Annotated in this window: 21 protein-coding genes; all 21 read right to left on the bottom strand. The window is 41.4% G+C overall.

Translation table 11 applies throughout. The features are described 5' to 3' along the window. Positions 1-3 precede the first annotated feature (3 nt). Positions 4-639, bottom strand: a complete 636-nt coding sequence (gene pyrE, locus AKG34_RS06125; RefSeq protein WP_053345267.1) for an orotate phosphoribosyltransferase — start codon at positions 637-639, stop codon at positions 4-6. After that, positions 633-1,349: an orotidine-5'-phosphate decarboxylase gene (gene pyrF / locus AKG34_RS06120; RefSeq protein ID WP_053345266.1), complete on the bottom strand. Its 717-nt coding sequence runs from the start codon at positions 1,347-1,349 to the stop codon at positions 633-635. Before pyrF ends, pyrE begins: the two co-directional genes overlap by 7 nt. Further along, on the bottom strand, positions 1,321-2,262 hold the full coding sequence (locus tag AKG34_RS06115; RefSeq protein WP_053345265.1) for a dihydroorotate dehydrogenase: 942 nt from the start codon (positions 2,260-2,262) through the stop codon (positions 1,321-1,323). Before AKG34_RS06115 ends, pyrF begins: the two co-directional genes overlap by 29 nt. Beyond that, on the bottom strand, positions 2,259-3,038 hold the full coding sequence (locus AKG34_RS06110; RefSeq protein WP_053345264.1) for a dihydroorotate dehydrogenase electron transfer subunit: 780 nt from the start codon (positions 3,036-3,038) through the stop codon (positions 2,259-2,261). The genes AKG34_RS06115 and AKG34_RS06110 overlap by 4 nt, the downstream gene beginning before the upstream one ends. Beyond that, positions 3,035-6,241: a carbamoyl-phosphate synthase large subunit gene (gene carB / locus AKG34_RS06105; RefSeq protein WP_053345263.1), complete on the bottom strand. Its 3,207-nt coding sequence runs from the start codon at positions 6,239-6,241 to the stop codon at positions 3,035-3,037. Before carB ends, AKG34_RS06110 begins: the two co-directional genes overlap by 4 nt. Continuing rightward, complete coding sequence (locus AKG34_RS06100) at positions 6,220-7,326, bottom strand: carbamoyl phosphate synthase small subunit (protein ID WP_053345262.1); 1,107 nt, start codon at positions 7,324-7,326, stop codon at positions 6,220-6,222. Before AKG34_RS06100 ends, carB begins: the two co-directional genes overlap by 22 nt. Continuing rightward, positions 7,323-8,609 (bottom strand): dihydroorotase, encoded by a 1,287-nt coding sequence (locus AKG34_RS06095; protein WP_053345261.1) that lies wholly within the window; start codon positions 8,607-8,609, stop codon positions 7,323-7,325. The genes AKG34_RS06100 and AKG34_RS06095 overlap by 4 nt, the downstream gene beginning before the upstream one ends. After that, on the bottom strand, positions 8,572-9,507 hold the full coding sequence (locus AKG34_RS06090; protein ID WP_053345260.1) for an aspartate carbamoyltransferase catalytic subunit: 936 nt from the start codon (positions 9,505-9,507) through the stop codon (positions 8,572-8,574). Before AKG34_RS06090 ends, AKG34_RS06095 begins: the two co-directional genes overlap by 38 nt. 197 nt (positions 9,508-9,704) lie before the next feature. Then, positions 9,705-10,994 carry a solute carrier family 23 protein gene (locus AKG34_RS06085; protein ID WP_053345259.1) on the bottom strand — a complete coding sequence of 430 codons (1,290 nt, stop codon included), beginning with the start codon at positions 10,992-10,994 and terminating at the stop codon, positions 9,705-9,707. Between the two features lie 181 nt (positions 10,995-11,175). Further along, positions 11,176-11,721, bottom strand: coding sequence for a bifunctional pyr operon transcriptional regulator/uracil phosphoribosyltransferase PyrR (pyrR, locus tag AKG34_RS06080; RefSeq protein ID WP_053348010.1), 546 nt, complete (start codon positions 11,719-11,721; stop codon positions 11,176-11,178). Positions 11,722-11,914: 193 nt separating this feature from the next. Then, on the bottom strand, positions 11,915-12,832 hold the full coding sequence (locus AKG34_RS06075; protein ID WP_053345258.1) for an RluA family pseudouridine synthase: 918 nt from the start codon (positions 12,830-12,832) through the stop codon (positions 11,915-11,917). A gap of 4 nt (positions 12,833-12,836) precedes the next feature. Beyond that, positions 12,837-13,295 carry a signal peptidase II gene (lspA, locus tag AKG34_RS06070; protein ID WP_053345257.1) on the bottom strand — a complete coding sequence of 153 codons (459 nt, stop codon included), beginning with the start codon at positions 13,293-13,295 and terminating at the stop codon, positions 12,837-12,839. A 252-nt stretch (positions 13,296-13,547) separates the two neighbouring features. Then, positions 13,548-16,316 (bottom strand): isoleucine--tRNA ligase, encoded by a 2,769-nt coding sequence (gene ileS / locus AKG34_RS06065; protein WP_053345256.1) that lies wholly within the window; start codon positions 16,314-16,316, stop codon positions 13,548-13,550. Between the two features lie 396 nt (positions 16,317-16,712). Then, the gene (locus AKG34_RS06060; protein WP_053345255.1) at positions 16,713-17,228 is read right to left on the bottom strand and encodes a DivIVA domain-containing protein; all 516 of its coding nucleotides are present in this window, start codon (positions 17,226-17,228) and stop codon (positions 16,713-16,715) included. An 85-nt stretch (positions 17,229-17,313) separates the two neighbouring features. Then, positions 17,314-18,087 (bottom strand): YlmH family RNA-binding protein, encoded by a 774-nt coding sequence (locus tag AKG34_RS06055; RefSeq protein WP_053345254.1) that lies wholly within the window; start codon positions 18,085-18,087, stop codon positions 17,314-17,316. A 140-nt stretch (positions 18,088-18,227) separates the two neighbouring features. After that, positions 18,228-18,494: a YggT family protein gene (locus AKG34_RS06050; RefSeq protein WP_053345253.1), complete on the bottom strand. Its 267-nt coding sequence runs from the start codon at positions 18,492-18,494 to the stop codon at positions 18,228-18,230. A gap of 6 nt (positions 18,495-18,500) precedes the next feature. Further along, positions 18,501-18,965 (bottom strand): cell division protein SepF, encoded by a 465-nt coding sequence (locus tag AKG34_RS06045; RefSeq protein WP_053345252.1) that lies wholly within the window; start codon positions 18,963-18,965, stop codon positions 18,501-18,503. A 14-nt stretch (positions 18,966-18,979) separates the two neighbouring features. Next, positions 18,980-19,657, bottom strand: coding sequence for a YggS family pyridoxal phosphate-dependent enzyme (locus AKG34_RS06040; RefSeq protein WP_053345251.1), 678 nt, complete (start codon positions 19,655-19,657; stop codon positions 18,980-18,982). Continuing rightward, positions 19,654-20,487, bottom strand: coding sequence for a peptidoglycan editing factor PgeF (gene pgeF, locus AKG34_RS06035; RefSeq protein WP_053345250.1), 834 nt, complete (start codon positions 20,485-20,487; stop codon positions 19,654-19,656). The genes AKG34_RS06040 and pgeF overlap by 4 nt, the downstream gene beginning before the upstream one ends. 56 nt (positions 20,488-20,543) lie before the next feature. Next, positions 20,544-20,813, bottom strand: coding sequence for a YlmC/YmxH family sporulation protein (locus tag AKG34_RS06030; protein ID WP_053345249.1), 270 nt, complete (start codon positions 20,811-20,813; stop codon positions 20,544-20,546). A gap of 238 nt (positions 20,814-21,051) precedes the next feature. Next, positions 21,052-21,831: an RNA polymerase sporulation sigma factor SigG gene (gene sigG, locus AKG34_RS06025; protein WP_053345248.1), complete on the bottom strand. Its 780-nt coding sequence runs from the start codon at positions 21,829-21,831 to the stop codon at positions 21,052-21,054. Positions 21,832-21,960: the final 129 nt, after the last annotated feature.

Below are 21,960 nucleotides of genomic sequence, written 5' to 3'. Positions count from 1 at the left end.
TTTTTATGCTAAAATCCACGCGGTATCTTCTGGGTTTTCCCGCCATTTTTTCAACTTTTCCAGTTCGCCTTCTGTGATGTAGCCTTTTTCGTTAGCGACTTTGATTAAGGTCGAATAGTCACTTAATGAATAGTTCGTAATGCCTTCAGCAAGGAACTTTTCTTTTCCCTTTTCCAGTTGGTAAGAAAAGATAGAAACGACCCCAAGGACATCACAGCCTGCTTCTTTAAGCGCGTTTACAGCCGTAATTACACTTCCACCGGTTGAAATCAAATCTTCCACAACCACAACTTTTTGCCCTGGAACAGCGCGACCTTCGATTTGATTGCCCTTACCGTGCTCCTTCGCTTTGGAGCGAACATAGCACATTGGTGCATCTAATTTTTCACTCACCCAAGCCGCATGCGGAATGCCTGCCGTTGCAGTACCGGCAATCAATTCAGCCTCAGGGAAATGCTGTTCAATTAATACTTTCAATCCTTCTGCTATTTCCTTTCGAACCTCAGGGTAAGAAAGGGTTAAGCGGTTATCGCAGTAAATAGGGGATTTAATTCCAGATGCCCATGTGAATGGTTCATTCGGCTGTAGGTACACTGCTTTAATTTCTAATAGGTGTTCGGCTATAGTTTGGTTTAACATGATATTCCCTCCCAGGCTGCTTTCATATCTAAGTATGCTGTTAATGGATCTTTCGCCCCAGTTATCGCTCTACCTACAACGATGGCATCAGCTCCAAAATTTCTTGCCTGTTCAGGCGTGGCAATTCTTTCTTGATCGTGTGTTTGGCCACCTGCATTACGGATACCAGGTGTGACCGTTAAAAATTCCGGGCTAATACGTTCATGAATTGTCTTTACTTCATGCGACGAACAAACAACGCCGTCTAATCCGGCCTGCTGAGTAAGCTTTGCATAATGAAGCACCGAATCCTCTAGAGAGCCGGCAATGTTTTGGTCAAGATTCATTTGTTCCTGTGACGTGCTTGTCAGCTGTGTAACCCCTATACATAACGGACGTTTTTTTCCTGCAGCTGTTCCACTATCTAAACCTTCCAGAGCTGCTTCCATCATATTTCGGCCACCTGCCGCATGGACATTTACCATGTCAGCGCCTAATGCTGCCAGACCTGTCATTGCCTTTTTGACTGTGTTCGGAATATCATGAAGCTTTAAGTCTAAAAACACATCGTGGCCTTGTTCTTTTACGTAAGAAATGATGGACGGTCCATTCTGATAAAATAATTCCATCCCCACTTTTACAGCTAGTTTTTCAGATGAAAACTGGTTTAAAAATTGTTCTGTTTGTATAAGGTTGGGAAAATCAAGCGCGATAATTAGCGACTGCTTCATTCTGCTTCCAGCTCCTTCCGGTACATTGTGAAATATGATCAAATCCTAGCTCATCCAGCAGATTGGGTAATTCTTCAATGATCGTTGGGCATACAAACGGATCCACGAAGTTAGCGGTTCCCACTGCAACAGCGCTCGCACCTGCGTAGAAAAACTCAATGACATCTTCCGCTGAAGCGATTCCTCCCATTCCAATGATTGGAATCGAAACTTGCTGGCTTACCTCATATATCATCCGGAGAGCGACCGGTTTAATCGCAGGACCTGATAACCCACCAGTTTTGTTCGATAGAATCGGTCGACCTGTTTTTAAATCCAAACGCATACCGACTAATGTATTAATCATTGTCAGCCCGTCGGCACCGCCATCTTCGACCGCTTTGGCCATTTCCACAATATTGCTGACATTTGGAGAAAGCTTCACATAAACAGGCACAGAGGAGACTTCCTTGACTGCCTTGGTTACCTCTTTGGCAACTTCCGGAACCGTACCAAAAGCGATGCCACCTTCTTTTACATTTGGACAAGAAATATTCAACTCAAGAGCCTTCACATTTCCCACCTTACTGATGTTACTAGCCACCTTAACATAATCAGCTATTTGAGATCCCGCAACGTTAGCGATAATAGGAACATCATACCCACTTAGCCAGTCCAGTTCCTCATTGATGACTTTAGCCAAACCTGGATTTTGTAAACCAATCGCGTTCAGCATTCCCGAAGAAGTTTCCGCAACACGCGGGGTTGGATTACCGAACCGCGGCTCAGGAGTTGTCGCTTTAATCATAATTGCACCCAGTACATCCAAGTTGAAGAACTGGCTGTATTCACGACCAAATCCAAAGCAACCAGATGCTGGCATGACCGGATTTTTCAGGTGTAATCCTGGTAACTCAACTGAAAGTCTGCTCATAATACCACCTCTCCTGCCCGGAATACGGGTCCGTCACTGCATACTTTTTTGTAACTGAAACCATTCGGATCATCTCCTGTATGACACACGCAGGCAAAACACGCACCAATTCCGCAGCCCATCCTTTCTTCAAGAGACAGGTAAAGCTTTTTTTCACGATAGCCCGCTTCCAATGCTTTTAGCATTGGTGTTGGCCCGCAGGAAAAGATTGTTTCAAACTCCGTATCCAACTTGTCAATCACTGTCGTAACAAATCCTTTTGTTCCATACGATCCATCTACTGTGGCAATATAGGTATCACCTAATTTACTAAACTCTTTTTCGTAAAAAATGGCAGACTTCGTTTGGAAGCCTAGTACATGTATTACCCTAACTCCTTTAGCAACCAACATCTGCGATAACTGATACAGAGGTGGGACACCAATCCCACCACCAACCAACAGAGCTGTTTCTCCCTTATTTGCTTCATGAACCGGAAAGCCGTTGCCAAGCGGACCGAGGATATCTACACCTTCTGCCTGCTTACACTGTGACAACAGTGTCGTTCCTTTCCCTTCAGCCCGGTATATCATCGTGAACTGTTTTTCACTACTGTTATAAGAAGAAATCGAAATCGGGCGTCTTAACAAAGGCTCGTTGCCTTCAGTTGTCTTTACGTGTACAAACTGGCCCGGTTGCTTCATTTCTGAAACTAATTCACCTTGTAGGGTAAGTTCAAATATGGATGGAGCCAGTTCTTTATGAGTCAACACCTTCATCGTTTCCTTCTTGATCATGTATAGCTCACCTCACGACTTTTTTCCGTTTTCCCCATGGCTTCTGCCGAAAAGGTCATGGATTCAATCACTCTTAATATGGCTTCTGCTGTATCCAGGGATGTCAGACATGTCACTCCATTTTCAACAGATTCGCGACGTATTCTAAAACCATCTCGTTCCGGCTGCTTCCCTTTCGTCAAAGTGTTGATGACGAATTGTGCGTCCCCATTTCGGATAACATCCAAAAGGTTTCTTCCCTCTTCACCAATCTTACCAACAACCGCAGTTGGGATACCAGATTGCTCCAACAGGGCGGCGGTTCCGCTTGTGGCAATCAACTTGAAGCCAATATTATGAAAACGTCTTGCCAGCAATAGTGCTTCTTGCTTATCTTTATCCGATATCGTTAACAAGACTGAACCGTGACCTTGAATTTTGAAGCCGGAAGCAACAAGCCCTTTGTATAAAGCCTTTTCAAGTGTACTGTCTTTCCCCATTACTTCACCAGTCGATTTCATTTCAGGTCCGAGTGAAATGTCCACACCTCTTAATTTTGCAAAGGAGAAGACCGGAACTTTTACAAAGACTCCGCTTTGTTCCGGAACTAAACCGGATTGGTAGCCCTGGCTTTCAAGAGAGTGTCCTAAAATGACCTTCGTGGCCAAGTTCGCCATCGGCACATTCGTGATCTTACTTAAGAATGGAACCGTGCGGCTAGAACGCGGATTTACTTCAATGACATACACTTCGTCATCACTGATGACATATTGAATGTTCAAGAGACCGATAATATTCAAGCCTTTTGCCAATCTAGTCGTGTAATCGATGATCACTTCTTTTTGTTTTTCCGTTAGGCTTTGCGGAGGGTAGACGGCAATCGAATCACCGGAGTGGACGCCTGCGCGCTCGATGTGCTCCATGATTCCAGGAATAACGACCGTTTCACCATCAGAAATCCCGTCGACTTCGACCTCTTTCCCCGTTAAGTAACGGTCAATCAGGACAGGATGATCCGGATTGATTTTCACCGCATTTTTCATGTAATGCAGCAATTCTTCTTGTTTATAGACGATTTCCATTGCTCTTCCTCCGAGAACATACGAAGGTCTTACTAAAACTGGATAGCCGATATCTTCAGCTATGACGATAGCTTCATTTACAGATGTGGCCGTTTTACCTTTTGGTTGCGGAATTCCTAAATCCTTAAGAGCACTTTCGAATTTATTACGATTCTCCGCACGATCCAAGTCTTCTAGAGAAGTACCTAGGATCTTCACTCCTCTTTCAACAAGACCATCTGCAAGATTGATGGCAGTCTGACCACCAAATTGGACGATAACACCTTCTGGTTTTTCCAAATCGATAACATGTATCACATCTTCAAGTGTTAATGGCTCGAAATAAAGCTTGTCAGATATACTGAAATCCGTCGAAACCGTTTCCGGATTGTTGTTGATGATGATCGCTTCATAGCCTGCCTCTTTGATGGCCCAGACTGAATGGACGGTCGCGTAGTCAAACTCTACCCCCTGTCCAATCCGTATTGGACCCGATCCTAGCACAATGACACTTTTCTTATCTGTAACAATTGATTCATTTTCATCTTCGTATGTTCCGTAAAAATATGGTGTTTCCGATTCAAATTCCGCTGCGCATGTATCGACCATTTTATAAACCGGCACGATTCCTTGTTGTTTCCGATACTCATAAATTTTCTTTTCAGCAACTTCCCATATATCTGCAATCGTTTTATCTGAAAAGCAAAGTTCCTTAGCCTTCTGCAGGACTTCACAATCGAATGAATGTTCACGAAGCTCTTTTTCAAAGTCGATAATCTTTTTCAGCTTATGCAGGAAGAATAAATCGATCTGGCTCCATTCGTGAATGGTTTCGATTGTTTTGCCTCTTCTTAGTGCCTCACCGATATAAAATAACCGCTCATCTCCTGCTTTCCGAATCCTTTTTTCTATTTTTTCATCCTCGAACTCGTCGTTCAACTCGAGATGATAAAGTCCTGCTTCAAGGGAGCGCACAGCTTTTAAAATTGATTCTTCAAATGTACGACCGATTGCCATGACTTCTCCAGTCGCTTTCATTTGTGTACCGAGTCTACGGTTGGCGCTTTCGAACTTATCAAAAGGCCAGCGTGGAATTTTCGTGACTACATAGTCAAGCGCAGGTTCAAAGCTGGCATATGTTTTGCCTGTAACCGGGTTCATCATTTCATCTAGCGTCAAACCAACCGCTATCTTGGCCGCAAGCTTTGCAATCGGATAGCCCGTCGCTTTTGAAGCAAGTGCTGACGAACGGCTAACCCTTGGGTTAACTTCGATGACATAATACTGATAGCTGTTAGGATCTAACGCAAGCTGAACATTACATCCGCCTTCAATTTTCAAGGCGCGGATAATCTTCAATGACGTATTTCGAAGCATTTGATACTCTCTGTCACTTAACGTTTGGCTTGGTGCCGCAACAATAGAGTCTCCTGTGTGTACTCCCACAGGATCAAAGTTTTCCATATTACAAACGACAATCGCATTGTCATTGGAGTCACGCATTACTTCATATTCCACTTCTTTAAAACCGGCAATACTCTTCTCAAGCAGACATTGATGAACCGGGCTGCTTTTTAGGCCACCTTCAACAATCTCGATTAACTGCTCTTCGTTATCACAAATCCCGCCGCCTGTTCCACCTAGTGTAAAGGCTGGGCGTACGATAACTGGATAGCCGACTCGTTCCACGAACGTATAAGCCTCATCCAAATTATGAATAATATCGCTGTCAGGAACAGGTTCCCCAAGGTCGTTCATCAGGGTTCGGAACAAATCACGGTCTTCTGCTTGTTGGATAGCGGAAAGCTTCGTACCAAGAATCTGCACATTGCATTCTTCCAAAATCCCTGCATCGGCTAGTTCAACTGCCATATTCAAACCCGTTTGTCCTCCTAGAGTCGGAAGCAGAGCATCAGGGCGCTCTTTACGGATGATTTTGCTAACAAATTCCAGAGTGATCGGCTCGATATATACCGCATCCGCCATTTCACTATCTGTCATGATTGTGGCAGGATTTGAGTTAATTAGGATTACTCGGTAACCCTCTTCCTTTAAGGCAATACATGCTTGAGTTCCTGCATAATCGAACTCAGCAGCCTGGCCGATTACGATTGGACCAGAACCAATTACTAGGATGCTTTTTATATCTGTGCGTTTTGGCATGTTTTTTCCCCCTTCGTAGGTGCAGCTTCAATCATTTGTAAAAATTCATTGAATAAGTAGTTGGCGTCTTCCGGACCAGGTGAAGCCTCTGGGTGATATTGAACTGTGAAAGCCGGATATTTTTTATGGCGTAAGCCTTCAATTGTATCGTCATTTAATGCTGTATGTGTCACAACAAGGTCAGTGTTTTCAATAGAAAGCTCCTCGACTGTATATCCATGATTTTGAGAAGTGATGGATACTTTTCCAGTACGAAGGTCTTTAACCGGATGGTTTGATCCTCGATGACCAAATTTCAATTTTGCTGTATCTGCACCGTTAGCCAGCGCGAATAACTGATGACCCAGGCAAATTCCAAATAGCGGTACTTCTTTCTGCACTATACGAATCATTTCAAGCGTTTCCTGAACACTTTTCGGATCTCCAGGACCGTTTGAAAGCATCACTCCATCTGGATGATATTGCAGCACTTCCTCTGCCGTAACGTTATAAGGTACAACCACAACATCACAACCACGCTTCGTCAATTCGCGTAGAATACCATGCTTCATGCCATAATCAACAAGAACGACTCGTGGGCCTCTTCCAGGACTTGAGTAGGCAGCTTTTGTAGAAACCTGCTTCACTTGATTAGAAGGAATCACCGTTGCTTTTAGCTGGGACACAATCTCTTCAGCATCTTTATTGATATTGCAGAGCGCTCCTTTAAGTGCACCTGATTTCCTGATGATTCTTGTCAGCTTTCTCGTATCAATTCCACTTATGCCAGGTATGTTCTTCTTTTTCAAATATTCATCAAGAGATAATTGGTTACGCCAGTTGGAAGGAAGATCAGCTGTTTCCTTAACGACGAACCCTGATATCGCTGGATTGATAGATTCAAAGTCATCTCGGTTTATTCCGTAGTTTCCGATTAGCGGGTAAGTTAGCGTAACTATTTGGCCGCAATAAGAGGGATCAGATAAAATCTCCTGATATCCTGTCATCCCTGTGTTAAAAACAACTTCACCTATTTTTTCTACGTCCCCTCCGAATGCTTCGCCGAGGAATACCGTTCCATCTTCTAAAATAAGCTGTCTTTTCATCCTTGAACACGTCCTTTTTCCCAAGCTGTTTTTCCTTCTGCAATCGTCATAACTGGCCAGCCATAGCATTTCTTTTCATTAAAAGGTGTATTCTTACCTTTTGAAGCAAACTCTTCTTTATTAATTTCTTTTTCCGTATCCAAATCGATTAATACGATATCAGCAGTAGCACCTTCCACTAGCTGTCCATAAGGAAGTGAGAAACTCTCAGATGGTTTGATGGTCATGAAGTCAACCAATTGCTTTAAGGTGATTACATCCTTTTTGACTAATTCTGTGTAAAGCAGCGGGAAGGCCGTTTCTAGTCCCACAATTCCAAAAGGAGCTAGCTGCATCCCTTGAGCTTTTTCCTCAGCTGTATGCGGAGCATGATCTGTAGCAATAAAGTCGATTGTTCCGTCCAGCAGGCCTTCTATCAATGCGTCACGATCTTCTCGTCCTCTTAAAGGCGGGTTCATTTTATAATTCGGATCAAGTCCTGGGATATCATCTTCACACAGCAATAAGTGATGAGGTGTAACTTCTGCTGTGACCCGGATACCGGCGCGCTTGGCATCTCTTACAGTTCTCACCGATTCTTTCGTAGAAATGTGGCAGACATGATAATGGCAGTCCGCTGCTTCCGCAAGCAGGATATCCCTGGCTATATGTACAGCTTCGCATACAGATGGGATTCCATTGATTCCTTGTTCTTTGGAGTATCTTCCTTCATGTACAGAGCCTTTATTGATTAAGCTATTATCTTCACAATGAGCAACAATAGCCATATCTTGAGCGGCAGCCTGTTTCATCGCAGCCAGCATCATTCCGGCTTCTTGGATACCAACGCCGTCGTCTGTAAAGGCGAAAGCCCCAGTTTGTTTTAAAGAAGAAAAGTCAGTCAATTCTTTGCCAGCCTCTCTAATCGTGATGGATGCATAAGGCAGTACACGAACATGTGCTGTTTCTTCAATTTTCCGGTTAAGTGCTTCAAGATTTTCAATTGTATCAGGAACAGGTCTTGTATTAGGCATCGCCGCTACGGTGGTAAAACCGCCTCTTGCTGCTGCAAGCGTTCCAGTTGCTATTGTTTCTTTATGCTCGCCGCCTGGCTCGCGTAAATGGATATGCAGGTCAATAAATCCTGGTGTAATAAGTAACCCTTTGGCATCTATTACCTTACAATTTTCTGTTGCCAGGTTCTCTCCGATTTTCGTGATGATTTTTCCTTCTATTTCAATATCTGCTTTCTTGAATGAATTTTGATTATCTAGCAATACTCCATTTTTGATGACAGTTTTCATGGATGATTCCTCCCTCAAATTGTTCTAGCACATTTTTTAATACGGCCATTCTAATAAACACACCATTTTGCATTTGTTTAAAAATTCTTGAACGGCTACATTCGACTAAATCACTGTCAATTTCAACGCCGCGATTTATTGGTGCAGGATGCATGATGATCGCACCCGGTTTCATATTTTTTTCACGTTGTTTGGTTAAACCGAATCTTTCCAAATAATCCCCATTTGCCTGATTGTATTTTTCATTATGTCTTTCATGCTGAATTCGAAGTAGCATAACCACATCCGATGTCGCTATGGCTTGATCGATGTCTTCATATCTCCCTAAGCTGTTGTTTCTATCAAACCATTCAGGCGGACCTGAAAATACGACATTCGCTCCTAGACGAGTTAAGGCTTCTGCATTCGATTTTGCCACCCGGCTATGCATTACGTCCCCAATTATTGCAATCTTCAGACCGGTAAAACTATTAAACTCTTGTTTTATCGTCAATAAATCCAGCAATGACTGCGTTGGATGATTTCCACAACCATCACCTGCATTGATTATAGGAATGTTGAGTTTTTCTTTTAGTTCATCAAAGTAATTATCCTGTTCATGGCGGATAATTAAGGCATTGACACCGATTGATTCAAACGTTTTTGCTGTGTCATATAAGGTTTCTCCTTTTAAAACGGATGATGTCCCGGCATCAAAAGGAATGACCTCAAGACCTAATTTTCTTTCAGCCATTTCAAAGCTTGATTTCGTACGTGTACTTGGTTCAAAGAATAGATTGGCAACCATGGTCTGCTGTTTAGGGTTCCAGCTCGTTCCATTAGCAAACCCCTCTGCTTCTTGTAGAATTTTTTCAATTTCAGTTATGGTCAATTCTTTCATCGTCAATAATTTTTTCATTGATCCTGCTCCTTTCACAATTTGTTGTGATGCGGGGTAAAAAAAACACCCCGCCATTAAGGACAGGGTGTAGGTAATAAAGACTTGCAAGAACTAGGGCTGTTTATTTCCCGTTCTCATTTGTCTTTACAGCAACACCCTTTCAAGCCTCTCTGGACTTCTTTTAAAAGGTGATATATTGTGTGATACAGTTTGACTTATTTTTCAAAGATGTCTCCGGAAATTTTTTCTCTGTCCGGTAATATCAAGTTAAGCAAGATTCCAACAATCGCTGAAAGTGCCATTCCAGATAGCGATACCGTATCCGATAATTGTACAAACGCTCCGCCGATTCCAAGTACCAGGATGACTGAAGCTATCATCAGGTTGCGTTTTTTATCAAAATCAACTTTATTATCAATTAGCATCCTTAATCCGCTTGAAGCGATGATACCGAAAAGTAAGATTGATATTCCACCCATCACAGCTGTAGGAATCGAGCTTATGACAGCTGAAATCTTACCGTTAAAGCCAAAGACGATTGCAGTTAAAGCAGCTCCGCCGATGATATACACGCTAAATGCCTTTGTCATCGTCAGGACCCCGATATTTTCACCATATGATGTTAGTGGTGGCCCACCAATGAGGGAACCAATCATGATTCCGGCTCCATCCCCTAGGATGGATCGATGTAAACCAGGCTTTTCCAAAAAGTTTCTGCCAACTACTTTACTCAGTACCATCTGGTGGCCGATATGTTCTGATAATGTGACGACGGCCACGGGGACCATGATAGCAATGACTTCCCATGAGAAGATTGGTGTATAAGTTATATAAGGAAACATGAATTTCGGCATTTCCCACCATTGTGCAGATTTAATTGGTTCATAATCTATAATTCCCGCAACTGCTGAACAGCTGTAGCCAACTATAATCCCTATTAAAATGGGAATCAAGTTAATGAATCCTTTAAAGAAAACGTTGCAGATAATGGTTACCGCTAAAGTTATTAGCGCTATTATAATATATGTGACACTGTATTTATCTTGCGGATCATACATCGCCATGTCTACAGCCGTTCCAGCGAGGCTTAACCCGATTACAATGATAACTGGTCCAACCACAACCGGAGGCAGTAAATTCATTAACCAGCGTAACCCGACTTTTTGGATAATCAAGGCGATTATCCCATATATGAACCCTGCTGCAAAACAGCCGATCATTGCCGCTTCCGGTCCGCCCAGCCCCTTTGCCAAAATAATTGGCGTGATGAAGGCGAAGGATGAACCGAGATAAGCGGGAATCTGACCTTTGGTAATCAATAAGTATGAAAGTGTTCCTAATCCACTTGAAACCAGTGCTACAGCCGGGCTTAACCCTACTAGGAATGGTACTAACACCGTTGCACCGAACATTGCGAATAGGTGCTGGATGCTTAATGTAATCCACTGGCCAACTCTAGGTACGTCTTCAACATCAAGTACGACGTCACTTTTTATTTCTTCCATATTCGTATCCCCCCCATGAAAATTGCATCAAAACTGCAAAAACCCTCTTTGCAGTATATACAAAGAGGGTTTCTCAGAAGGCGGATGCCTATGCATAGGCACAACTCTCCCGATTGACTCCCCTTTGCCAGCCTCTCTGGACTGTCTTTAAAAGGGTCTTATTTAATTTTCATGTTGTTGTTTATTTTTCTAGTATAGTGACTTGATCTACTTCATCTACTTCTGTTAAAGTAACGGTAATTTTTTCCGATTGTGATGTTGGAACGTTCTTCCCAACGAAATCTGCACGGATCGGCAACTCCCTATGTCCTCTGTCAACTAATACTGCGAGCTGGATTTGTGAAGGTCTTCCCAGATCTACAAGTGCATCCATTGCCGCCCTAACAGTTCTACCGGTAAAGAGAACATCATCTACTAAAATCACTTTCTTATCGCTAATATTGACTGGAATGTCTGAACCTTTTACGACCGGTTCACCATCATTCGTATTTTTCGTTAGGTCATCGCGGTAAAGTGTAATATCAAGTTCACCTAACTGAATTTCTTTACCTTCAATTTGATTGATGCGCTTTGCAAGTCGGTCAGCCAAGAAAATCCCGCGTGTACGAATCCCAATTAAGACGCAATCCTCAATCCCCTTATTTTTCTCAATAATCTCATGGGCAATTCTCGTCAAGGCTCTGCTAATGGCCTGTTCATCAAGTACTATTGCTTTCTCATTCAACATATTGGCCACCCCGAATTCTTTCATCTGATTTGTCCCCTTTAACAAAAAATCCTCACACCCAGAAGGCGTGAGGATTTCATCGCTATGGGTACAATTATCCCATTTAGCGTATCCGTTTCCTTCTCAGTCTCTCTGGACTGTGTTAAAGGTTCTCATTAAGTTATTATTATAATATATCATAAAAACTCTATTGTCAATCCTTACTTCTACGTAATTGATTAATAAGATTTTCGAACTCTTCCGGAACTGGTGCTTCGAATTCCATATACTCATTTGTACGAGGATGAACGAAACCAAGCAATCCGGCATGCAATGCTTGTCCATCTAACTTCAACGTCTTCTTCGGACCATATTTTGGATCTCCTGCAAGCGGGAATCCGATATATTTCATATGAACACGGATTTGATGAGTTCTTCCTGTTTCAAGCTGACATTCCACCAAAGTAAAAGCAGTGAAACGTTCGATGACACGGAAATGAGTTACAGCATTTTTGGAGTTAGAGTCTGTTACCGTCATGCTTTGGCGTTCTTTTTTATCACGGCCAATTGGAGCGTCAATCGTTCCGAAGTCATGTGGGATAACCCCATGAACTACAGCTTGATACTTACGGGTAACAGTTTTATCAACCAGTTGCTGAACAAGCTTTTCATGCGCCATATCATTTTTAGCAACCATTAATAAACCTGATGTATCTTTATCGATTCGGTGAACGATACCTGGACGCATTACACCGTTGATTCCAGAAAGATCCTGGCAGTGAGCCATCAATCCATTTACAAGTGTACCAGATACATGTCCTGGCGCTGGGTGGACAACCATACCGCTCGGTTTATTAACAACCAGCACATCTGCATCTTCATAATAGATGTCCAAATTCATTTCTTCAGCGATTGCATCCAATTCCTCAAGTTCAGGAATCGTTACTTCAATTGTATCGCCTGTAATACATTTGTAATTCGTTTTTATTGCAGCCCCATTAACTAAAACATGGTCATCTTTAATCCATTGCTGGACTTGAGTACGTGACCATTCCTCATTTAATGTAGAAAGAGCCTTATCAATCCTAACGCCTTTTAGTGTTTCATCGATGCTGTATAACCTTTTATCCATTATCTTACTCCTTAGCGTTTTTTTCTTCTAAAAACATATGAATCACGAGCAGTCCGACACCAATTGAAAGCGCAGCATCAGCAACATTAAATACCGGGAAACTATAGCTGAATATATAGGTATGAACGAAATCGACTACTTCCTGACGAACAACACGGTCGATAAAATTACCAATCGCACCGCCTAGCATGAGCGCAAGTGAAACTCCAAGCAAACGGCTTTCCTTCGCCATTTTCTGAATATAATAGACAAGTCCAATAATGACAGCGATGGTGATGATGTAGAAAAACCACATTTGACCTTGTAGAATTCCCCATGCGGCCCCACGGTTACGATGCGAGGTGATATATAGAAGGTTTTCAATAATTTCAATGCTTTCTCCGTACTCCATTTTTTTCACAATCATCCATTTTGTCAGCTGATCGAAAGCTATGACCAAAAGGGCAATTAAGTAATAAAACACATTTTTTCCCCCAAACTAATCAAATCTTCACTTTTGAATTGTAGCATAAACTAGAAATAATGACTAATACGAAAAACAGAAGACCTCAATCAGCACGTGGTGAATATAAGCTTGGGCTGACAAGGTTCTCCTTTCCTTTTTTAGGAAACAATTTATTTTCGCAAATGATTTTGGCTGTTTCACACACTAGAAACCATTTCCCATGAAAAAGGCCGGTCCCCTCATCTAATGGGAACCGGCCCTCCTTTTAAATTATTGATTCACATAATGCTCTTTCACTACAGTTGCACAGCGTGGGCAAAGTGTTGAATGTTCTTCCACTTGGCCTACTTCTTTTGAAACATTCCAGCAACGTTCACACGTTTCACCTTCTGCTTTTGTTACAAGAATAGCAATATCCTCAAGTTTTACCGCTTCTGCTGGGGCACTTGCCACATCGCCAGCGATTACAAACTCGGATACGATGAATAACTGTTCAAAGCTCTCTTCGATGCTATCAAGCAGATTCTTTGTTTCTTCATTTACATATGCCATCACTTTTGCGTTCAGTGATTTTCCGATAACTTTCTGATTACGAGCTTCTTCCAATGCTTTTAAGACATTATCACGGACATCCATAAATGCCGTCCATTTTTCTTCAATGGCTTCAGCATTATCGATTGAAATTGCTTCGGGCATCAATGTCAATTGTACACTTTCTTCCGTTACACCTGGAATGAACGCCCATACTTCATCAGCTGTATGAGAAAGAATTGGTGACACCAATTTCGTTAAGCTGACCAATGATTCGTAAAGAACCGTTTGGATCGCCATACGATCTTTACCGTTAGGTGCTTCACAATATAAAATATCTTTCGCATAATCAAGGTAGAACGAACTTAAGTCCTGCGTACAGAAGTTATTGACCATATTATAAATTGTAGCAAACTCATAATTCTCATAGCCTTGTTTCGATTGAGTAATCAGCTTATTCAATTTTACTAGCATATATTGATCGACTTCACGTAATTCTTGGAATGCCACTTTATCAGTATCAGGATTAAAGCCATCCAAATTACCTAACAGGAAGCGGAATGTATTGCGAATTTTGCGATATACTTCAGAAACTTGTTTTAAAATCGGATCTGAAACTCTTACATCTGATTGGTAATCCACAGAAGCAACCCAAAGGCGTAAAATATCTGCGCCAAGTTGGTTCATGACTTTAGATGGAAGTACAACGTTCCCAATCGATTTACTCATTTTACGGCCTTCACCATCCAAAGCGAACCCGTGGCTTAACACACCTTTATATGGTGCTTTTCCTGTTACAGCCACACTTGTTGAAAGCGATGAGTTAAACCAGCCGCGGTATTGATCCGAACCTTCTAAATAAAGGTCAGCAGGACGCTGCAGATCATCTCTTTCTTCAAGTACTGCTTGATGGGAAGAACCTGAGTCAAACCATACATCCATGATATCCGTTTCCTTCGTGAAGATACCGTTCGGGCTGCCTTCATGGGTAAACCCTTCTGGAAGAAGATCTTTCGCTTCCTGTTCGAACCAGATGTTTGACCCTTGTTCGCGGAATAATTCTGAAATATGGTTGATTGTTTCATCAGTGATGATTGGTTCACCATTTTCTGCATAAAATACTGGAATTGGCACGCCCCATGCACGCTGACGGGAAATACACCAATCTCCGCGGTCACGGACCATATTAAATAGGCGTGTTTCACCCCATGCCGGTACCCATTTCGTTTCTTCAATCGCTTTTAGCAGTTCACCACGGAAGTCTTTAATTGACGCGAACCATTGCGCCGTTGCACGGAAAATAGTCGGTTTCTTCGTCCGCCAGTCATGTGGATAAGAATGGGTAATGAACGTCAAATTCAATAGTGCGCCCACTTCTGTTAATTTTTCCGTAATTGGTTTGTTTGCTTGATCATAAAATAATCCTGCAAATTCCCCTGCTTCTTCTGTCATGACACCTTTTTCATCTACAGGACAAAGAACATCCAAGCCATATTTTTGCCCGACGATAAAGTCATCTTCCCCGTGTCCAGGTGCAGTATGAACACAACCAGTACCAGCCTCAGTTGTTACGTGCTCACCCAACATCACTAGTGATTCCCGGTCATAAAGAGGGTGTTTAGCAACGGCACGGTCCAGTTCGCTACCTTTTACCGATTTCAAAATAGTTGGGTTATCCCAGCCTAGAGATTCTGTAACTGATTCAAGAAGAGCTTCAGCTACTAAATATTTTTCATTTTCGACAGATACCACCACATAATTTAATTGTGGATGCAATGAGATTCCAAGGTTAGCTGGAATCGTCCAAGGTGTTGTTGTCCAAATAATGATTTTTACGCCTTCTTCAATTACACCTTTTCCATCTGTGACTTCAAAAGCAACATAGATAGATGCAGAACGTTTGTCTTGATATTCAATTTCAGCTTCCGCTAGGGCTGATTCACTTGAAGGAGACCAATAAACAGGTTTTTTTCCTTTGTAGATATAGCCTTTTTTCGCCATTTCACCAAAAACCTTGATCTGTTGTGCTTCATATTCTGGTTTTAGGGTAATATAAGGATTCTCCCAATCTCCGCGAACCCCAATACGTTTAAACTGCTCACGTTGATTGTTGATCTGTACGTACGCATACTCTTCACATAGCTTTCTGAATTCAGCTACGCTCATTTCTTTCCGCTTTACACCTTTTTTAGTTAGTGCCGTCTCAATCGGTAGTCCGTGCGTATCCCAGCCCGGTACATATGGTGCTTGAAAACCGCTCATTGATTTAAAGCGGACAATGAAATCCTTTAAAACTTTATTCATTGCATGGCCCATATGGATATCGCCGTTTGCATATGGAGGTCCATCATGCAAAATGAATAAAGGACGTCCCTCAGTTTGTTCTTGCACTTTTTTATAAATGTCCATCTCTTTCCACTTTTCCTGGATTTCTGGCTCACGTTTCGGCAAATTACCACGCATTGGAAATTCAGTTTTAGGCATCAATAAGGTATCTTTATATTCCATTATAAAATCCTCCATCCGTCTTTACACAAATTCATTCGAACCGATGACTTGATATCCGGACAAAATAAAAAGCCCTCTCATCCCTAAAAAAGGGACGAGAAAGCTTTGCTTCCCGCGGTACCACCCTGGCTAGAAAGATTCACAATAAAGCGAATCCATCCTCTCGAGCATTCGTAACGTGAATGAAACGCATCGTTTACTTACTGCAACAGCAGGTTCAACTCAGAACTCAAGGGTGATATTCAAATTCTTCGCTTATTCCGGGCTTGCACCATCCCCGGCTCGCTAAATATAAGTGTTTGAAGAATCTACTGTCCCTGTCATCGTCTAATGTCATCATGAATAGTATTGTTAAAAAATTATATGCGAAAAAAGTGTTTAAAGTCAAGGAAACCTTTAAATTTCCTCTTCCACTCTTTCATTTAGTTCTATTTCAGTCGCATCTACTTCATAATCAAGAAGATGATCCCAATCATCATTGTCCAGCAAATCAAGCTGTGCTCCGACAAGCATTTTAAAACGTGTCCGGAATACTTTTGACTGCTTTTTCAAATCCTCAATATCCATCGCTATTTTTCTTGCTTTCACAAGCGACTCATTGACGATCCGATCAGCATTTTTCTCAGCTTCCTTAATGATCAGCTTGGCCTCTTTTTGAGCATTGCGCTTTAATTCTTCTGCTGCTTCCTGTGCGACAATAATCGACTTATTAAGTGTACCCTCAATTGTCGTAAAGTGTCCTAAACGATCATAAGTTTCGTTTAATTTTTCTTCAAGTTCTTTTTTCTCTCTCAAAATCAGTTCATAATCTTTAATGACCTGGTCGAGAAACTCATTTACTTCATCTTCATCATACCCTCGAAATACTTTACCAAATTCCTTGTTATGTATATCTATCGGGGTTAAGGGCATTACGGCACCTCCAGAACGGTTTCTACTCTAGTATGTTAAAACTCTATATTCGACAATAAATGTATGAATCCTGCTTGCGATTGAATTATTTTTGTCTGCCTAATGAGATTCTCCACTTATCCTTTTTGGTTTTTCCATCTATTGAGGCTAATTTACATCTACCAAAACCTCTGATAGAAAGTGTATCACCCTCGCGGCATTCTTCCGAAACATTATCTGTTTGCTTAAAATTCACCTTTACTTTTCCCGAAGTTATCAGCACTTGTGTTTTTTGACGAGAAATATTCAAGACGGACGATAACACACTGTCAAGCCTTAAAGAACTAACAGTAGTTACTTGCTCTTCCCAATTTTCTTCCAACTTGATGATATTCTCGATGGGAAGCCTTTTAATCGTAACGGAAGCGCTACCTATTTTTTCTAGGTTTCCTACGAGATATAAATCCATCTCTTCGGCAGCGATAAATTGAATTTGCTCCTCTGTCACTATTATATCACCAAATTTTTCACGTTTTACCCCCAGAGACATCAAGGTTCCAAGTATTTGCCTGTGCTCTAATGTAACAAATTTTTTTGGATAGGAGATATCGTATAAGGAGATATTGAAATCTGATGGTTCAGGAGAGTAATAATCAGGGTAAATGAGCACACGTTTTCGTTCAACGAAATCACTCCCGCCATAAAATTGCAGCTTTGCATCCGAATCATTCCCTAATAAGGCAGAAAGGATTTCCTGCTGACGCGGATCGAGAAAATCAGAAAGTTTTGGAGCATAAGAATTTTTCACCTGGTCAATCCAATTCACTGCCTGATCGATAAAATCCTTTTCCTCCGGCCTGAAATGCTGATAAATACTCATGATTGAATAAATGCTCCTTACTTGTCTAATTAATGGTCGGTCATCAGGATATAAATAATGACTTCTTCGTTGCGCTACTACACAGTGGAGCATTATCCAACTGTGTAGTAAGAAATACGCATTTTCAGATTAAAATTTAATCACCCGATTAAAGTTTGCAGATAATAGATTCCATATCCGCTGGCAAAGTTAAGAACCAACAAGGCCACAAGCGGCGAAAGGTCGATCATGCCAAGGGGTGGTATAAATTTTCTGAACGGTTCTAAATAAGGTTCGCAAATCTTTTCCAGGAATTGGCCAATCGATGTTTCCCGAGCATTAGGGAACCATGACATTAATATGTAACCGATTAATGCCATTGAATAAATTTCAATTAAATAATATAAACCTTGAAGCACTAAACCCATTAACCATTACCACCTCGCTTCTTCATACTCCTCTTCGGCGGCGAAACCGGTAATATTACCCGAAACATCGACGTTATCTGGAGTACATAAGAATATATCTGTTCCAATTTTTTGGATATCCCCGCTGATTGCATAGACAGTTCCACTTAAAAAATCAATGATTCGCTTTCCTTGGTCATGTTGAATCCGCTGAAGGTTCACAACAACGGCACGACGGTTTTTCAAATGGTCCGCAACTTCTTGGGCTTCTGCATAAGCACGAGGTTCCAACAATACTACTTTAGAAGATTTCTGTACGCTTTGCAAACTTACGATATTCTTATTGGAGTTATTTCCTGTAGAAGCGGACTGCTGTTGTTTACCTGATTTCACGACTTTTTGTTCAGCCTCCTCTTCTTCCACCACTTCTTCCTTGTACTCATACTCATCATCCAGCGCGAAATAAGATTTAAATTTTGATACGAACGTCATCTATGCGTACCTCCTTATAATTCTTCGCCTACCAGTGCTGTACCAATTCGAATCATTGTAGCGCCTTCCTCAATCGCAATCGTAAAATCATTGGACATCCCCATGGACAATTCAGTGCATGGAGCATGTCTTAAGCCAGCTTTTTGGATTTCCACCTGAAGTCCCTTTAATTTTCGGAAGCATCTACGCAATAACTGTTCATCATCTGTCAAAGGCGCCATTGTCATTAATCCAGCAACATTTACCTTATCTAAAGTTGATAGCCCGTTTATAAAATCAAGTGCCTCTTCAGGATCTATTCCATGTTTAGATTCTTCACCTGAAACGTTAACCTGGACTAAACAGTTTATCGGCTCAATTGCCCGTTTTTGTATTTCTTCTGCCAAAGAAATACGATCCAATGAATGAATATACGAAATTTTATCAATGACATTCTTTACTTTGCGTGTTTGCATGGAGCCAATATAATGCCAGTTTGGCTCATCCTTCAGCACTTCATATTTATTCAATAAACCCTCATCTCGATTTTCACCTAAATCGAATATGCCGGCTTCCAAGGCCTCTTTTGCTCTCTCAATGGAAACATATTTCGTCACCGCGATTAACTTTATCTCATCACGGTTCCTGCCACTAATTTCACATGCTTTATTTATCTTTTCTTCGATGTTTTTTAAATTATCTACTACTTTCACTGCTTCCCTAAATCCTCCTTCCAACCAATAAAACTCATCAATCTACCTGTCTTTCCGTTATCGCGGCGATGCGAAAAAAACAAGTCATGATTACAGCTTGTACAATATGATGTCACGTCAATCTGACTTTTTGGAATTCCCGATTTTTGAAGAACCATTGCATTAAGCTGTTTAAGGTCTAAATGATATTGTCCATCGCTGATTAAATTATAGGGCTTTTCGTCATTATCTTCCAGCAAATTCTGCACCAAATCTATCACTTTATCATCAACAACATAGCACTTTGAACAAATCGATGGTCCAATTACAGCAAATATCTCCGTTGACTTTATACCCTTACTCTGCCAAGCTTCAACCATTTTTCGTGCAATTCCGTTAACGGTACCCTTCCAGCCAGCATGCGCCACTCCAATCATACCATGTGCTGGAGCCAGAAAATATAAGGGCACGCAGTCAGCATAGCAAAGGGTCAATAAAACATTTTTATCCTTCGTATAAAACCCGTCTGTAGCCTTAAAGCTTGAAGCATAATCTGCTGCGCCTTTCCCGGCATCGAGACTGGTCACTTGCTGGATATATGTTTCATGCGTTTGCTCGGCTCCTATCCATTCATCGAGCGGAAAAGATAGCTTTTCTGCTAAAATTCGGCGGTTTTCCTGGACATCATCTAGCTTATCCCCTACGTGAAAACCGGTATTCAACGTTTTAAAGTTTCCAGAACTAACTCCCCCATCTTTCGTGGAGAAGCCCGCTACAAGCTGGAGGTTTTGATGCCTCCAGCTGTCAATGAGCAAATATTGGTCTTCTATTAAAACAAATGGTTCTTTCATGATTTAAACCTCTTTATTTTTAGTCTAGTGTATCATATTTTTGCACCCTGCACCCTCTAAAACCTTTCATCTTTCAGTTCTGCTTGAAATACTGTCTGATGTTCAACAAGAATGACATCCGCACCGATTTTTTTTATTTTTCGCCAAGGAATCACAATGTCCTGTTCCCTCCCGAAAAACCCCATTAACCTGGTGCCATTGGAGACTATAATCGCTTCAATCTTCCCTGTAGCTGTATTGATTTCAAGATCTGACATATTACCCAACTTCTTCCCATCCGCTATATTGACGATATCCTTAATTTGAAATTCAGAAATTCTAGTCATTTCACTCAGCTCCTCAAATTTTCATCATAAATGAAGGTCCTATTTCTATGTATATGACATGATTCACTTAAGGATGAAGATTACAATAAATAAACGTACCTTCATGGTGTTTGTGGAGTATACTTCTTCAGAGTTTTTAAACATAATAAAAAAGCCGCTATGGATAAGTTGCTGATAAGCGGGTAGTTGGACGTTTTGTCCCTACCCGCTTCAGCCAACTTTTTCTCATGCTCAGCTTCTACTGTTGGATATTTTTATTCATTTGCTTAATTGCTGCTTTTTCCAATCGGGAGACCTGCGCTTGTGAAATGCCGATTTCCTCAGCTACCTCCATTTGCGTCTTCCCTTGGAAAAACCGTTTTCGAAGAATCATTTTTTCCCGGTCATTCAACCGTCTCATGCCTTCATTTATTGCTATTTCATCAATCCAGGTACTATCTTTGTTTTTCTCATCACTCAGCTGGTCGAGTACATAAATCGGATCCCCGCCATCATTATAAATCGGTTCAAAAAGGGAAACTGGATCTTGTATTGCATCTAATGCAAAAACAATTTCTTCATGAGGTACCTCCAACACTTTGGCGATTTCTTCAGCTGTCGGCTCTCGAAGAGTTTGGCTAATGAGCTTTTCTTTAACCTGCAAAGCTTTGTAAGCAATGTCTCTTAAAGAACGGGAAACTCGAATCGGATTATTGTCACGGAGATATCTTCTGATTTCTCCAATAATCATTGGTACAGCATACGTTGAAAACCTAACATTTTGACCTAAGTCAAAGTTATCTATCGACTTCATCAACCCTATACAGCCTACCTGAAATAGATCATCTACATACTCTCCCCGATTGTTAAAGCGCTGAATAACGCTTAAAACAAGTCGAAGATTCCCGTTTACCAGTTTCTCTCTTGCTGAAATATCGCCATCTTGCAGTTCTTTAAAGAGTTTTCTCATTTCTTCATTCTTTAAAACCGGTAATTTTGATGTATCCACACCGCAGATTTCAACCTTATTACGAGACAAAATTATTCCCTCCTCACAGGAGCGCTGTACAAAAAACAGTATTTCCGCGGGAGAAAAAAATATGCACAAGGCTTGAACAGAAAATCACCATTATTTTTCATTATTGCATTCAAAGCATTGATTTAATTG

This window comes from Peribacillus butanolivorans (assembly GCF_001273755.1).
In the GTDB taxonomy this organism is placed as follows: Bacteria; Bacillota; Bacilli; order Bacillales; family DSM-1321; genus Peribacillus; species Peribacillus butanolivorans.
Note: the sequence above shows the minus strand (reverse complement) of the source record. Positions and strands in the feature narration are given on the sequence as shown.

Excerpts from the sequence above, each read along its gene's own strand:
- pyrE (WP_053345267.1), bottom strand. The coding sequence starts at position 639 with ATGTTAAACCAAACTATAGCCGAACACCTATTAGAAATTAAAGCAGTG.
- pyrF (WP_053345266.1), bottom strand. The coding sequence starts at position 1,349 with ATGAAGCAGTCGCTAATTATCGCGCTTGATTTTCCCAACCTTATACAA.
- AKG34_RS06115 (WP_053345265.1), bottom strand. The coding sequence starts at position 2,262 with ATGAGCAGACTTTCAGTTGAGTTACCAGGATTACACCTGAAAAATCCG.
- AKG34_RS06110 (WP_053345264.1), bottom strand. The coding sequence starts at position 3,038 with ATGATCAAGAAGGAAACGATGAAGGTGTTGACTCATAAAGAACTGGCT.
- carB (WP_053345263.1), bottom strand. The coding sequence starts at position 6,241 with ATGCCAAAACGCACAGATATAAAAAGCATCCTAGTAATTGGTTCTGGT.
- AKG34_RS06100 (WP_053345262.1), bottom strand. The coding sequence starts at position 7,326 with ATGAAAAGACAGCTTATTTTAGAAGATGGAACGGTATTCCTCGGCGAA.
- AKG34_RS06095 (WP_053345261.1), bottom strand. The coding sequence starts at position 8,609 with ATGAAAACTGTCATCAAAAATGGAGTATTGCTAGATAATCAAAATTCA.
- AKG34_RS06090 (WP_053345260.1), bottom strand. The coding sequence starts at position 9,507 with ATGAAAAAATTATTGACGATGAAAGAATTGACCATAACTGAAATTGAA.
- AKG34_RS06085 (WP_053345259.1), bottom strand. The coding sequence starts at position 10,994 with ATGGAAGAAATAAAAAGTGACGTCGTACTTGATGTTGAAGACGTACCT.
- pyrR (WP_053348010.1), bottom strand. The coding sequence starts at position 11,721 with ATGTTGAATGAGAAAGCAATAGTACTTGATGAACAGGCCATTAGCAGA.
- AKG34_RS06075 (WP_053345258.1), bottom strand. The coding sequence starts at position 12,832 with ATGGATAAAAGGTTATACAGCATCGATGAAACACTAAAAGGCGTTAGG.
- ileS (WP_053345256.1), bottom strand. The coding sequence starts at position 16,316 with ATGGAATATAAAGATACCTTATTGATGCCTAAAACTGAATTTCCAATG.
- AKG34_RS06060 (WP_053345255.1), bottom strand. The coding sequence starts at position 17,228 with ATGCCCTTAACCCCGATAGATATACATAACAAGGAATTTGGTAAAGTA.
- AKG34_RS06055 (WP_053345254.1), bottom strand. The coding sequence starts at position 18,087 with ATGAGTATTTATCAGCATTTCAGGCCGGAGGAAAAGGATTTTATCGAT.
- AKG34_RS06050 (WP_053345253.1), bottom strand. The coding sequence starts at position 18,494 with ATGGGTTTAGTGCTTCAAGGTTTATATTATTTAATTGAAATTTATTCA.
- AKG34_RS06045 (WP_053345252.1), bottom strand. The coding sequence starts at position 18,965 with ATGACGTTCGTATCAAAATTTAAATCTTATTTCGCGCTGGATGATGAG.
- pgeF (WP_053345250.1), bottom strand. The coding sequence starts at position 20,487 with ATGAAAGAACCATTTGTTTTAATAGAAGACCAATATTTGCTCATTGAC.
- AKG34_RS06030 (WP_053345249.1), bottom strand. The coding sequence starts at position 20,813 with ATGACTAGAATTTCTGAATTTCAAATTAAGGATATCGTCAATATAGCG.